The sequence below is a fragment of the Tenacibaculum sp. 1_MG-2023 genome, assembly GCF_030547425.1.
Classification (GTDB): domain Bacteria; phylum Bacteroidota; class Bacteroidia; order Flavobacteriales; family Flavobacteriaceae; genus Polaribacter.
Genome location: NZ_JAUORH010000035.1, coordinates 1 through 13860 on the forward strand (window position 1 = coordinate 1; position 13860 = coordinate 13860).

The following is a 13860-nucleotide window of genomic DNA, read 5'->3' on the forward strand; positions in this document are numbered from 1 at the left end:
ACTGGTGCCTTAGCTCAGTTGGTAGAGCAAAGGACTGAAAATCCTTGTGTCCCTGGTTCGATTCCTGGAGGCACCACGATAAAAACCCGAACAAATTTGTTCGGGTTTTTTAGTTTTTAAAATTATAGGATTCAACAAGCTATTGAGTCTTTTTTTTACTATTTCAATCTAAATTTCATTTCAATTGGTAAATGATCGGATGCTTGACCAAATTGAGTTAGTACTTTTCCCTCCACATACTCTATAGAATCTTCTGTATAAAAAATATAATCGATACGTTCTACTGGATTTTTTGTGTCAAATGTATTTTCAGGGTTCTCAACAAAAAAGGCCGCATTTCCTACTCCATCCATTGCAAACATTTTTTGAATAATAGCTTCTTTATCCCTTGCTTTTGAATTAAAGTCTCCTAGTAAGATTGTTGGATACTCTTTTTTATACTTATTAAAAAGGTTCAACACATACTCAAACTGTCTTACTCTTGTTGTTTTATCAAACGCTTCTAAATGTAAATTTATTACTACAACCTCTTTTCCTTCTAAAGTAACTTTTACCACTTGCACTAACCTATCTAAATACAACGCATCTCTATAAAAAGGGTTATCAGCTACTCTTTCTAAAACTATGCGCTGATAATCTTTTAATTCGTATTTACTCAAAATTGATTGTCCTGAAACTATTTTACCAAAGTGTATACTTGGTGGCCAATAAGGAAAAGGCACATAATGCTCATCCCAATTTACACCTCTTGCTACATAATTATAACCTAGCTCTGCTAATTTTTTTTCTTGATTTACTTCATAAGATCTTGCTGCATTATAATCCACTTCTTGAAGTGTTATAATATCTGGATTCACTTTTTTAACCTCTGTAAGTACCTTTTTTAAATTTGAATCAAATAATTCTTTAGGCTTAGCAATTGCTCGGTTATTCGTCATTCCACTTAAATAACCAATATTATAAGTTACTATACTATAGATTGAATCATTATCAGTAGTATTTTCGTACTCATGCGTAATAATTTTAGCGTATTCTTCCTCGTCCATTGTTGGAGAGGATGCCCAGAAAAAAAATAGTGCAAACACACCCACAACTAGTAATAAAAACCTTAAAAAAAATCTGAAATTTGACTTCATATAAAATTAAAAAAATGTTAAAAACGATTTCAAATTTAAACTTTTTTAATCTGCAACGGTCTTAGAAGCGTAAATAATTAATAAACCTTTAAATTTAATAACATGAAGAAAGTACTAACAATCTTGATTTTAGCAGTTGGTTTTACTGTTACTACTCAAGCTCAAAAGAGAGATAAAACTAAACATGAAAAATTAACTGTAGAGCAAAAAACAGAATTAGCTGTAAAAAAAATGACCTTACAGCTTGATTTAACGGAGTCTCAACAAAAACAAGTGAAGCCTTTAGTAGCAGAGCAAATTTCTGAAAGACAGGAAATGTGGGCTAAAAGAAAAGCTATGAAAAAAAGCGGTAATAAACCTACTGCTGATCAAAAATATGCCATGAAAAGTAAAATGCTTGACAAGCAAATTACTTACAAAACTAAAATGAAACATATTTTAAATGAGCAACAATATGAACGTTATGAAAAAATGGCTGCTAGAAAAATGAAGAGACATAGCAAGAAAGGTGACCGAAAAACACATAAAAAAAGAAAGCATCGTAAAGAAAATAAAAGCGATAAGTAATATCGATTTATAGTAGATTAGTTTTTGATTGAAAAAAGCTCGGTTTTGTTTCCAAAACCGAGCTTTTTTACTTTCTCTATTTATTCTTTAAACCAACTTGAATACTTTACGTAATTATTAGCAATTCTATCAATTTCACCTGAAATAAGTTCTTTAGAAATATCTTTCACTTTTTTTGCTGGAACTCCAGCGTAAATACTTCCACTTTCAATATGTGTGTTTTTTGTTACAACTGCTCCTGCAGCAATGATGGAATTAGATTCTACTACACAATCATCCATAATTATACTTCCCATTCCTACTAACACATTATCATGAATAGTGCACCCATGCACTAATGCATTATGACCTATCGACACATTGTCTCCTATAGTAGTTGGTGATTTTTGATACGTTGCATGTATTACTGCACCATCTTGTACATTTACTTTATCTCCCATCTTTATATAGTGTACATCTCCGCGAATAACCGCATTAAACCATACACTGCACGCTTCTCCCATTTGCACATCGCCTACAATAGTTGCATTTTCTGCAATGTAGCAATCATTTGGAATTTGAGGGTGCTTCCCTCTTACTGGTTTTATAATTGGCATAAATTTTTATTTAAAATATGATAATAAGTTTGCTTTCTTGGATGCTGAAACCATAATCTCTTTTCCGTTTGACAGTATAACGCTCCCCCCTTTTCCTTTTTTATACTTTACTATTTCATTAACGTTGACTAAATACGATTTGTGTACCCTAACAAAAGAACTGTCTTTTAAAGCTTCTTCAAAATATTTAAGTGTTTTACTCACCACCTTTCTAGAATTATCAAAATAGATTTCCGTGTAGTTATCATCTGCTTTGCAAAATAAAATTTCTTCAACAGCTACTACTTCAAATCCATCTTGTTGCGGAATCGTAATTTTTCCATTTACTTGATGAGTCATTTTGGGAGTTAACACAGTAGTTTCTAACTCATTTTCTTTTTCCTTAATTTCAGTTACAATACCTACTGCTTTAATCAACTCATCTATCGAAATAGGTTTTAACAAATAATACGTTGCTTGATTATTTAATGCCTCAATGGCGTAATGATCGTAAGCAGTTACAAAAACTGTTTCAAAAGTTTGGTTTTCTACTTTTTCTAATAAGTCAAAAGCATTTCCAAAAGGCATTTCTACATCTAAAAACACCAAGTCCAATTCGTGTTTTTCAATTAGTTTTTGTGCTTCTTCAATATTACTTGCTTCACCTAACAACTCAACATTTGGGCAATATTTAGTAATATAATTTCGTAGAATATCTCTACTTATTTGCTCATCTTCAACTATAATTGCTTTTATCTTCATCACTAATTTTCGTCTTTTTTCAGTGTCAATTCTACCTTAGTTCCGCTTCTATCTTCAAAGGCATCTAAAACCACCACAGATATTTTATCCTGATACATATCATTTAAAATAGCAATTCTATTTTTTATTGTACTCATTCCTTTTGATTTCTGTTTGAGTTGGTTCTTCGTCTTCATTTCTATTGATTTCTCTCTTCCAACCCCATCATCTTCAATTAAAATAGTAATAGAATCATTGTTTTTAGGTAGCATTGAAATTTGAAGTTTTCCTTTTTCTTTTTTATATCGAAGCCCATGCCAAATTGCATTTTCTATATACGGTTGCAATAACATTGGCGGAATCGAATATTCATCTAAAGCTATACTTTTATCTATATTGATAGTATAATCAAACTTATCTTTAAATCGGTTGTGCTCTAACTTCACATACAATTCTAACAACTCAATTTCTTTTGGCAATGGTATAAAATCTTCATCTGAATTTTCTAATACCGAACGCATTAATGTCGAAAACTCTGACAAATATCTATTTGCACTTCGTTCATCACTTACTGCAATAAAACTGTTAACTGAATTCAATGCATTGAAAATAAAGTGTGGATTCATTTGTGAGCGCATCGATTTTAATGCTAATAAGTTATTTGCTAACTTTTGTTGTTTATTCGTTCTAAACATAAAATACACCAACAAAACCATTAATAAAAAACCTCCAATTAATGAATAAATAATCCATTTTTGACGTCTGTTACTCTCCTCTACCAATTGCTGGTCTTTGTATGCTAAACTTATTTTACTATCTGTTAATTCTTTGTCTTTTTCTAAACTTACTATTCTGTTTTGATTATCTGAAATTCGCTTACTAAAACGTTTTACTTGTTGAATTTCCTGTTCTTTTCGTGAATACAAAGTATCTACCAATTTTACATAATCTTGATACGTTTTTAAGGCTTCCGTATAGTCTCCAACCGTAGCATATACTTCCGACAAACGCTTAGTCGCATCTTTTTGAATGATTAAGTCTTTATTTTTATCAGCGTCTGCAATACTCTTTTTTAAATACGGAATTGCTTCTTCATATTCAGATTTTTGCATGTAGGCATTTCCTATTTTATAGTTGATTTTTTGCGAGGTTATAGAATCAACCAAAGACTCTTTATTTTTTGCCTCAACAACTATATCATCTGCTTCTTTTAAGCTCTCTTTTCGCAACTGAATTTCTTCATCGTATCGTTGAGATTTGTTATAAAAATCGGCTACTTTTTGTTGTTCTTTTAACGAGCGTTTTTTATTTTCTTCAGATGCTAGCTTTAATGAGTTTTTATAATACCCATCTGCTTTTTGAGTGTTCCCTTGTGCTGCAAAAACTTCTGCCAGTTTGGAGTTTAAATCTGTTATTTTAGGAGTAATTAAGTTCTTTTTCGCGATCTCCAATGCTTTTTCATAATTAACTTTTGCCTGATTGTAGTTCTTTTGAGCTAGATACACATCTCCCAATCCTTGATATGCAGTTAGACTCAAATAGTTATTTAATACTCCGCTTTGTAAGCTTTGTAAATAGTTTTGTTCACTACTATTATAATCTTCTGATAAAAAGGCTGTTTTTGCCAATTTTAAACGAACTCTAGGCGAATTTACTTCTTGTAAAGAAATTTGGTAATTCTCAATTGCTAAGTCGTATTGTTTCCAATAAAAATATACATCTGCTAATTCTTTAAATACAGTAGCTCTTTGATTTTTACTGGGGTTTGTCAACAATGTTTTTTCAATAAAAGACAAACTTTTATCGATATCTTTCTTTTTATAAAACTGAACAGAATCTAAATATTGTAAATATAAACCTGTTTGCTTTCTTGTACTATAAGAGCTTAGTTTTGATTTTTTTTGGAGCGTAAAATCTTCTACTTCCACCTTTATATCTTCATCATCTTTAATTGTATAAAAAACACGATTAAAATTAGGATGTGATACCTCTAATTGACTCCCCGCTGTGGCTTTTACAGTATAGCTTCCCGTTATTTCAGAAAACCGAAAAGTTCTTCCATTTACTTCTACGCTCGCATCTTTAATAGCTCGTCGCGTTTCTTTACTCACTACTTGAACTTTTACTAAAAATTCTTTAGTTGTGTTTTCCTCTGTTTGAGAAAAAACAGCGAATGAAAGGAAAAGAAATACTATGTATATTTTTTTAATCATTTATAGGATAATATTCAATAGCATTAAAATTTTCATTAGTTAAATCAACATAAAAATAATGTATTTGTAGTTTATCTTCTTCTGACTTTATACTTTCTGTTGTTTTAAAATACAGTCTTTTATTTTCAACCAACTCCTTAACATTTATTACTTTTTGTTTTTGAGGTGAAATTTTGATAAAATTCGTACCATCAATTTTACTTAAGTACAAACTTATATCATCCTCATAACCGAGTTTTTTATCATCATTAGTATCACTATCAATAACTTTATACATCAATATTTGCTGTTTTGTAACATTAAACATTTCTCTTAAAAAGCTTACAGAAGATATCTGAATATTTTCTTTCGTTAATGATGTAAACCTATCTGATCCTAATTTCTGAAATTTAAGATTAATCATCATTCCATTAATTTCGTTATCATAGAAACCTGTCAAATGATATGTTTCTCCTCCTTTACTTGAAGAAAAATAACTTTTATTTACTTCCTTATTATTTCCATATCCTACAGGGTGTATAAGATAATTTGTACTATCAATATGTATAGGTAAATCAGCTATTTTAATTAAAGAAGTATCGACTTTAATTTCTTTTTTAGTTTTATCCAAAACTGTTACTTCATTAGCTTCATTTTTGGTTTTCGACTTACAGCTCGAACATATAATTCCTAAAAAAAGGAATATTAAAGTCACTTCTTTTCTCATGTTCATTAATTTTTTATTTGTGTAAACATACTCACAAAAACCCACACAAAAAAACACCCAAACCACTAAAACACCATAAAAAACAGTCAAAAAATAGGGATTACTCATTTAGTTAATCATTTCCCTAAACGAAACAACCTGTTCACTCATTCTGTATTTTTTAAGAAAAAAGTTAGAAGTAATTTTGAATAGAAATTAACACCAATCAAACTTATACCCAATTAATAACTAAAAAATAAAAATTATGAAAACGCACACATTAAAAGTATTTTTCTTTTGCTTAGTATTACTAACAACAACTACGTTTGCTAATGAAAAGCAACCTACTAAAAAAGCTAAAAAGCAAACCGTAAAAGTTGCTTTATTACTGGATACCAGTAATAGTATGGATGGACTCATTAATCAAGCAAAAGCGCAACTATGGGAAATTGTAAATGAGCTATCGTATGCAAAAAGCAATGGTATTACTCCTAATTTAGAAATTGCTTTATACGAATACGGAAATTCAAGTTTATCTCCTAAAGAAGGATACATTCAACAAGTTTTACAATTTACGAGTGATTTGGATGAAATTTCTGAACATCTTTTTTCTTTAAGCACCAATGGTGGAAGTGAATATTGTGGACAGGTAATACAAACTTCTTTAAACGAATTGGATTGGGGAGCTAATAAGCGTGATTTAAAAATGATTTTTATTGCGGGAAATGAACCTTTTACACAAGGAAAAATTAATTACAGAGATGCTATTACCAATGCCAAAGAAAAAGATATTATAGTTAACACAATATTCTGCGGTGACTATAACCAGGGGATTACTGGAAGATGGCAAGACGGAGCTATTTACGGAGGTGGTGATTATATGACTATCAATCAAAACAAACATATTGTACATATTGTAACTCCTTATGACAACGATATTATTATTTTAAATAAACGTTTAAATGACACCTATATTCACTATGGTTCTTATGGATATTCTAAATACAGCAACCAAGCAAAGCAAGATATGAATGCTGAGAGTTTAAATGAAGCTGTGGTGGTAAAACGTGCCGTAACTAAAAGTTCTAAACTATATAAAAATGCTGAATGGGATTTGGTGGATGCTTCAGAAGAAAAAGAAATTGATTATAGCTCTTTAAAAAAGAAACAACTTCCGAAGCAGTTACAAAACAAATCTGCCAAAGAAATTAAAATGTATGTTGAGAAAAAACGTAAAGAGCGTGCTGAAATTCAACAAAAAATTCAAGAGTTAAACAAAAAAAGAAAAACGTATGTAGCAAAAAAACAACGTGAAAGTTCTAAGAAAAATGAATTAGAAAGTGTTATGATTAAAGCTATTAAAAAACAAGCGAAAAAGAAAAATTACTCTTGGTAGTTTTAATTGGGGTTTGGTTAGTTAAAGCGGAGTTTTACTCCGCTTTTTTATGTCTTCATTTCGACCAACGAGAGGAATCTCATTCAAAGAAACAGCAAATATTTTTAATAAACAGAATCAAAGCCCTTCAGGTTTCTCACTTCCGTTACACTACAGTTCGAAATAACATTTCGTTTATTTTACCAACAAATCTTGCCCAATGCTAATGTTATTATCGCTTAGCCCATTTGCTTCTTTTAATCGTTGTACCGAAATATTATATCTTCTTGATATAGAGTACAGCGTATCTCCTTTTTGAACTTTATGTGAAGTTGTTTTATACGTTGGTGTTTTCGCTGCTAAAGAGCCATTTCTTCTAACTCGATCGTATTTATCTAGGTTATACTTTGTAATAATAGAAATTAATTTTTGAGGATATTTTCTGTCCGTTGCATAGCCTGCTCTTTTTAACCCGTATGCCCAACCTTTATAATCTGTATGCCTTAATCTAAATAAACTTGCATATCGCTTACGAGTTAGTAAAAACTGTGAGTGATCTTCATACGAAGTTTCAGGGTATTTATATTTTCTAAAACACTCTCCTTTTTCATCATCATCATGAGTTACACTATTACCTTGCCAACCTCTATGGCATTTAATTCCGAAGTGATTGTTTGATCTTCGAGCCAACTGGCTTCTTCCACTCCCCGATTCTAATACTCCTTGCGCTAAGGTAATACTAGCAGGAATACCATGTTCGTGCATTTTTTTTACCGCTATCGGTGCAAATTTTTGAATATATGCCTCGGTATGGTTTGTCGTAGTTTTTATCGGTTTTTGTATTTGCTCTAACTGTGGTAACTCAGGCATTATTTCTTCTCTAGGTTCTAAAACCACTTCGTTTGGTGTGTTTTTCACCACATTTTTACCCGATCCGCAACTTGTAAATATTGCTGCACATACTACTAAAAAAACTACCTTTATTCTCATTAATCCTTTATTAACTCTTTATTTTTATTCTTTAATTTCTTATTTACTCCTGCTATTCCTTGCAAACCTCCTGTATGAATTGCTAGTATTTTACTGTTTTTCGGAAACATATTTTTTGCTACTAAATCTAGTATTCCAAATAACATTTTCGCTGTATAAACTGGATCTAACAAAACACCTGTTTGCTCTTTAAATTCATTTATAAAACGGATTAACTCCTCAGAATATTTTCCATAGCCTCCAAAATGATAGTTGGTTTGCAAACTCCAATTTTCACATCCTTTTACATAAGGTTTTATTTCTTCTACTAAAAAATCTCCTTTTAGTGCAGGAAACCCAATTACTTTTTGATGATTTTCGGCTGAATTTATCAATCCAGAAATCGTTCCTCCAGTACCTACTGCGCAACAAATATAATTGAATTTTTCATCTTCATTTGTTAAAATCTCCTCGCAACCTTTTACAGCTAAAGCATTTGTTCCTCCTTCTGGAACCAAGTAAAAATCACCAAACTCTTTTTTTAACTGATTAATGAATTCTTCGGAAGTTTTATTTCGGTAGGCTTCTCTGGTAATAAACTTAAACTGCATTCCGTTTTCGGAAGCATTTCTCAAGGTTTCATTTTGTAAAAGTGTTTTCGTTACATCCCTTCCTAGTTCATCACCTCTAATAATTCCGATGGTTTTAAAACCTGCCATTTTTCCTGCAGCAGCAGTAGCTGCAATATGATTTGAAAAAGCACCTCCAAAAGTTAGCAAGGTTTCTTTTCCTTGTCGTTTTGCTTCTGCAATATTGTACTTCAGTTTTCTGAATTTATTGCCTGAAACAAATGGATGAATAGTGTCTTCTCTTTTTATAAAAAGTTCAACACCTTTTGTTGTTAAAATAGGTAGATGAATTTGTTGATTTTCTGGTATGGGAATTTCTAGTTGAAATAACATTTTAAAAAATTATCAATGCAAAAATAAGCCTTTAATCTATTTTTAGCTTATACCCTACTATACCAATAGTAGTTTTTTAAAAAAATTAATAACATAGTAGTGAAAAGTATTAACTAACCGTGCCGTAATAGTAGCGACCCGTGCCGTGGTGTCTTCGGAGCATGCCGTGGTATCAGCGACCCATGCCGCGATGTCTGCGGAGCATGCCGTGGTATCAGCGACCCATGCCGCGATGTCTGCGGAGCATGCCGTGGTGTCTTCGGAGCATGCCGTGATATCAGCGACCCATGCCGCGGTGTCTTCGGAGCACGCCGTGATAGTAGCGACCCATGCCGTAGTGTCTTCGGAGCATGCCGTGGTATCAGCGACCCGTGCCGCGGTGTCTTCGGAGCATGCCGTGATATTAGCGACCCATGCCGCGGTGTCTGCGGAGCACGCCGTGATAGTAGCGACCCAATAGCGGAGACTATTCAATAAAGTGTGTCAACTTATTTTTAGTTTTCTAAATTAAGATATCAGAGGTCGTTAATAACGACTAAAGCTACTTTTAGCACTTAAATCGCTGAGCTTATGAGTTTCCGTAAGAACATTAAGTTTTTATTAGTAAGTTCGTAAAATATAAACATTAAATACAATTATAAACCTACCATAACGGGTGTATAACGATGTATTTTACATCTCTATAAACAAGTTGCCAATAATATAAAAGCCGAATATGAAAAACATCTTTTTGATTTTTATAATTTTATTTTCAATCAAAATTTCTGGTCAAGAATATAATAAAAAGACAGGGTATTTAATTGGAACATTTCATACACAAAATACTACAATCAATGGAATTTCGTTAGGTGCTTTTCCGCAATTTAATGATAAAAGTAGATTTGTGAAAACAAACGGAATAAGATTGGAAATCCCTGGAATTGGACTTTTAGCACCAATTGGAAATGGAAGTCCAATTTCAAGAACAGATAGTATTAGCGGAAAATTCAATCGAAAAGATTATGAATTTGATGAAATTATAAACGGAATAAATATTTCAACAGGAACAGTTGGAGGTGTGAATTTTAATGGAATTACAATTGGAGCAATTGCTCAATTTGGAACATTGAATAATGGAATTGCAATTGCTGGAGTTTGGAATGCAATGGATAAATCTAATGGAATTCAAATTTCTGGATTATTAAATGAAACATTGTATAGTAATGGAGTTCAAATTTCAATACAAAATTCATCACTAATTATGAATGGTTTACAAATTGGAGGATTTAACTATGGAAAAGAAATGTATGGAATACAAATAGGAATATTTAATAAAAGTAAAAAAACAAAAGGAATACAAATCGGAATTTGGAATGTTAATGAAAAAAGAAAATTTCCGTTAATAAATTGGAATTTTAAAGACTGAAAACAAAATACTATTGGCAACACCGTATAAAATTAATTGCTGGTTTTAGCCAATTTACGAAAGTCCTCGCGGACTTTCTATCTGTGATTTATTTACTAACTTTAGTGCTTAATTCACACAACTAATCTTATACAACAACGTTGTGGGCAATTAAAACAGAAACTATTTGGCATCAAGAAAAGTAACATATAATGTACCCGGAATTGGGAATTTAACTGCGAATTTATTCGGCTACACTCAAAATATTTATGATTTCCTTGATAACTATGGTCACATAAATCGATTACGAAGAATTAATCAACTTGGAAGATTGAGAGATGTTTTTCAAGGTGCACACCATAATCGATTTGAGTATGTATTTTTACAACTTTCATTGATTTCTGAATTATGCCAACATAAACGCGGAGATTTAGGTTTATCTGGCGCAAGAACCTTTTGTGGAAAAATTGACGAATTACCTAATCACCCAAGTACTGGAGAACTATTGCAATGTTTGGTTTTGTTAACCAATATGGGGTATCTTGAAGGTACATTTTCAACTTCTAGAGCTTGGTTAACTTTTTTGAAAGAAAACCAAAACGCTTATAATAATTTCAAAAAAGGACTTGACCCACTGGACAGGGAAGTATTCAAGCAGATTGTAGAAAATTATGATTATTATAAATTCAGTATTGTAGTTGCACTTTTTCAACTTCAGCGATATAAAAGAACTGGATTAGATAAAGTCAATTTTGCATCAAGTTTACTGAGAACTTATTTATCTAATGACCGAACAGACATACAAATCATTCAATTAAGAAAATTGTATGATAGTATTCGCCAAATAGCATTTGTAACACTCGATTCACTTTATGCACCAGTTCCCTTCAATCTTGATTTATCATCTATTCTATTAAATTTTGATAGTTTAATAGAATCTTTATTTATAAAAAACACAACCTATAGAGTAGCCTTACATAATTTAGAACAAGTTCTTCAAAATTCTGTTTATATGTCTTCTGATTCTTGTATAAATACTGCTAGAGCATCAGAAGAGAAACTAGATGAACTAAAAGAAATAGGTTCAGACATTACTGGAATTACTGATATATATAATATTGTATGTCCGAGTTGCAATGTAAACTATGAATATCAGGAAATTAAAGAATTAGATTGGCATAGGGAAAGGAAACTAATACAAGAATACCGTATAGATTTTAGAGATAGGAATAATTTACCTGACTCAATAAAAGATGAAGTTAAATGGGAAATTAAAACCCGCAACAAGTTAGGTGTTTCAAGAGTAAGAGTTGGATTGCTTTTAAATTCAAGGAAAAATTTAGTAAAAGTAGCCTTTGGAATCAAAACATTGGATAATATTCAGAGTCTGAAAATAGCTTTGAAAATTACTTTAGAATCTGTGGCATTAAAATCAACAATGCCGCAAAGAAAATATTTCAATTCTAATGGAAATAATGAAGAATTACTTCTGTCATTCATTTGCAAGTCGATATTTGGTTGGAGTAAACGATTTATTTTTGGAAACAAAAACCGAGAAACAAGTGCAATCCTAATTTCAAATGGTCGAGTTAGTATGGTAAATCAAATTAACGACTATATTGAATCCTCAAGACAATATTTAGATAATGGTGAAGTCTTTGAAGTGGAAAAAGTTAGAGACTTTATAGAACATTTAAATTACTCTGGTTTGACTATCGCATTTGTTGGTGGTTTAAAATTATTTAATGAAAATCAAAATCAAGAAAGTGCAGAATTTGATGGATTAGTAGTCTGCCCTAGCGTTAATATTAGTAACCCATTTGCTCATATTATTGAAGCAAAAAATTATAACAATGGAGTTACAGACGCACGAAATCAACTCAACAATAGAGTTAGTACGCATCTTATAAATGAACTTCAAATGAATATAATAAACTTAAATAATCGAGCAGCATTTGCAGAAATAACTGCCCACAATCGAATAGACGGCTCCAACTAAAATAGCTGAAGTGCGCCTCTCACACCACCGTACGTACGGGTCTCGTATACGGCGGTTCACCAAATGATTGTAAAATTTAATTTTGAATACGGAATATGCTGGATAAGGTTTATCGGAACTCACGCTGAATATGATAAAATTGACGCAAATAATATCTAATTATGAAAATATTACCAATTAGAAACGAAAAAGACTATCAAAACGCACTCAACAGACTTGAGGAAATTTTTGATGCAAAAAAAGGAACGGAAGATGGAGACGAATTGGAAATCCTGTCAATTTTGATTGATAAATATGAAAATGAACAATTCCCAATCGGAATGCCTGATCCAATTGAAGCAATTAAATTCCGAATGGAACAAATGGGAATGAAACAAAAGGATTTAGCAGAAGTTGTCGGATTTAAAAGCAGAGTTAGCGAAATTTTGAATAAAAAAAGAAAACTGACTCTAGATATGATTAGAAAACTCAACACTACTCTACATATCCCTACTGAAGTTTTAATTCAAGATTATTAATTTAAAAAAGCTCGAATAATTAATAAACCGAAAACTGTAAATAATACTCCATTAAAAAAATCTCTAATTGAAAAAATCATATCACATCCTTGGGTATTATTAATTATTGGAGCATTCATTGCAGCATTGTTAAATTCGGATAGAATTATGAAATTCATAAATGAAAAAATAGATGGAATATAAAAAACGTTGCCCAACACCGTGTAAAAAAAATTGCTAATTATTGTTATCATTTTGTTTCTTCTTTCTTTATTTATTATCTTTAATTCGGAAAGTTTAAGCGTTTTACAACGCAACTTTCCTTACACAATCACGTTGTAGGTAATTTAAGAAAAACCTATTGACTATCATTTTTAAGAAAATATTTACTTCAAACTAGTTTGTTCTTAATTCATATACATCAAACCTTATTGTCTATCAAATTGAACAAAATATGATTATCAAATCATTTAGAGATTAATTAATATACATCAAACATACTTGTCTATCATCTAATTCAAAATATGACAATCAAACTATTTTGACATTAATTTATATACATCAAACACATTTGTCTATCATATATTTCTTTTTTACACAAACAAAACACTTACATGTAAAAAAAACATCTTAAATTTACCTTAAAATACGAAATATGGATTTTACAAGCTCAGTACAATATTGTAGGCTTCCCCTTTTTAGGACACCTCTAATTTCGATAAATAATTATTATTTAGGTCAGATTTGATGAAGAATT

Annotated in this window: 13 protein-coding genes, 1 tRNA gene and 1 pseudogene; 7 read left to right on the forward strand and 8 right to left on the reverse strand. The window is 31.1% G+C overall.

Going from position 1 to position 13860, the window contains the following annotated elements; translation table 11 throughout:
• The first annotated feature begins 3 nt into the window (after positions 1-3).
• A tRNA-Phe gene (locus Q4517_RS14980) sits at positions 4-76 on the forward strand.
• A gap of 82 nt (positions 77-158) precedes the next feature.
• Here the strand turns inward: Q4517_RS14980 and Q4517_RS14985 are convergent.
• Positions 159-1046 (reverse strand): endonuclease/exonuclease/phosphatase family protein, encoded by an 888-nt coding sequence (locus Q4517_RS14985; RefSeq protein ID WP_303511095.1) that lies wholly within the window; start codon positions 1044-1046, stop codon positions 159-161.
• 192 nt (positions 1047-1238) lie between these two features.
• On the opposite strand from Q4517_RS14985, the gene Q4517_RS14990 reads away from it, so the two are divergent.
• Entirely contained in the window at positions 1239-1703 is a 465-nt protein-coding gene (locus tag Q4517_RS14990) for a hypothetical protein (protein WP_303511100.1), read from the forward strand.
• An 80-nt stretch (positions 1704-1783) separates the two neighbouring features.
• Here the strand turns inward: Q4517_RS14990 and Q4517_RS14995 are convergent, their stop codons facing one another.
• From Q4517_RS14995 to Q4517_RS15010, 4 genes are read right to left on the reverse strand one after another with little or no spacing between them, the layout of a single operon-like run.
• A complete protein-coding gene (locus Q4517_RS14995; protein ID WP_303511103.1) occupies positions 1784-2299 on the reverse strand; it encodes a gamma carbonic anhydrase family protein in 516 nt (171 codons plus the stop codon).
• 6 nt (positions 2300-2305) lie between these two features.
• Positions 2306-3040, reverse strand: a complete 735-nt coding sequence (locus tag Q4517_RS15000; RefSeq protein ID WP_303511106.1) for a LytTR family DNA-binding domain-containing protein — start codon at positions 3038-3040, stop codon at positions 2306-2308.
• Positions 3041-3042: 2 nt separating this feature from the next.
• Positions 3043-5232, reverse strand: a complete 2190-nt coding sequence (locus Q4517_RS15005) for a tetratricopeptide repeat protein (RefSeq protein WP_303511108.1) — start codon at positions 5230-5232, stop codon at positions 3043-3045.
• The gene (locus Q4517_RS15010) at positions 5225-5938 is read right to left on the reverse strand and encodes a hypothetical protein (protein WP_303511111.1); all 714 of its coding nucleotides are present in this window, start codon (positions 5936-5938) and stop codon (positions 5225-5227) included. Before Q4517_RS15010 ends, Q4517_RS15005 begins: the two co-directional genes overlap by 8 nt.
• Before the next feature lie 244 nt (positions 5939-6182).
• On the opposite strand from Q4517_RS15010, the gene Q4517_RS15015 reads away from it, so the two are divergent.
• Positions 6183-7313, forward strand: coding sequence for a VWA domain-containing protein (locus tag Q4517_RS15015; protein ID WP_303511114.1), 1131 nt, complete (start codon positions 6183-6185; stop codon positions 7311-7313).
• A gap of 174 nt (positions 7314-7487) precedes the next feature.
• Here the strand turns inward: Q4517_RS15015 and Q4517_RS15020 are convergent, their stop codons facing one another.
• Both Q4517_RS15020 and Q4517_RS15025 read right to left on the reverse strand, forming a co-directional pair.
• The gene (locus tag Q4517_RS15020; RefSeq protein WP_303511118.1) at positions 7488-8282 is read right to left on the reverse strand and encodes a glucosaminidase domain-containing protein; all 795 of its coding nucleotides are present in this window, start codon (positions 8280-8282) and stop codon (positions 7488-7490) included.
• Positions 8282-9223: a 1-aminocyclopropane-1-carboxylate deaminase/D-cysteine desulfhydrase gene (locus tag Q4517_RS15025; protein WP_303511121.1), complete on the reverse strand. Its 942-nt coding sequence runs from the start codon at positions 9221-9223 to the stop codon at positions 8282-8284. Before Q4517_RS15025 ends, Q4517_RS15020 begins: the two co-directional genes overlap by 1 nt.
• 715 nt (positions 9224-9938) lie before the next feature.
• Between Q4517_RS15025 and Q4517_RS15030 the strand changes: the two genes are divergently transcribed.
• The 4 genes and pseudogenes from Q4517_RS15030 (at position 9939) to Q4517_RS15045 (ending at position 13124) form a co-directional block, all read left to right on the forward strand.
• Positions 9939-10628, forward strand: coding sequence for an LA_2272 family surface repeat-containing protein (locus tag Q4517_RS15030; RefSeq protein WP_303511124.1), 690 nt, complete (start codon positions 9939-9941; stop codon positions 10626-10628).
• A gap of 166 nt (positions 10629-10794) precedes the next feature.
• Positions 10795-12606, forward strand: coding sequence for a hypothetical protein (locus Q4517_RS15035; protein ID WP_303511127.1), 1812 nt, complete (start codon positions 10795-10797; stop codon positions 12604-12606).
• Positions 12607-12663: 57 nt separating this feature from the next.
• Positions 12664-12765, forward strand: a pseudogene (locus Q4517_RS15040) (type II toxin-antitoxin system HigB family toxin); the annotation flags it as partial.
• Positions 12766-12767: 2 nt separating this feature from the next.
• Entirely contained in the window at positions 12768-13124 is a 357-nt protein-coding gene (locus Q4517_RS15045; RefSeq protein ID WP_068449832.1) for a type II toxin-antitoxin system HigA family antitoxin, read from the forward strand.
• Here the strand turns inward: Q4517_RS15045 and Q4517_RS15050 are convergent.
• Positions 13121-13282, reverse strand: a complete 162-nt coding sequence (locus Q4517_RS15050) for a hypothetical protein (protein ID WP_303511137.1) — start codon at positions 13280-13282, stop codon at positions 13121-13123. The genes Q4517_RS15045 and Q4517_RS15050 overlap by 4 nt on opposite strands.
• Positions 13283-13860 lie beyond the last annotated feature (578 nt).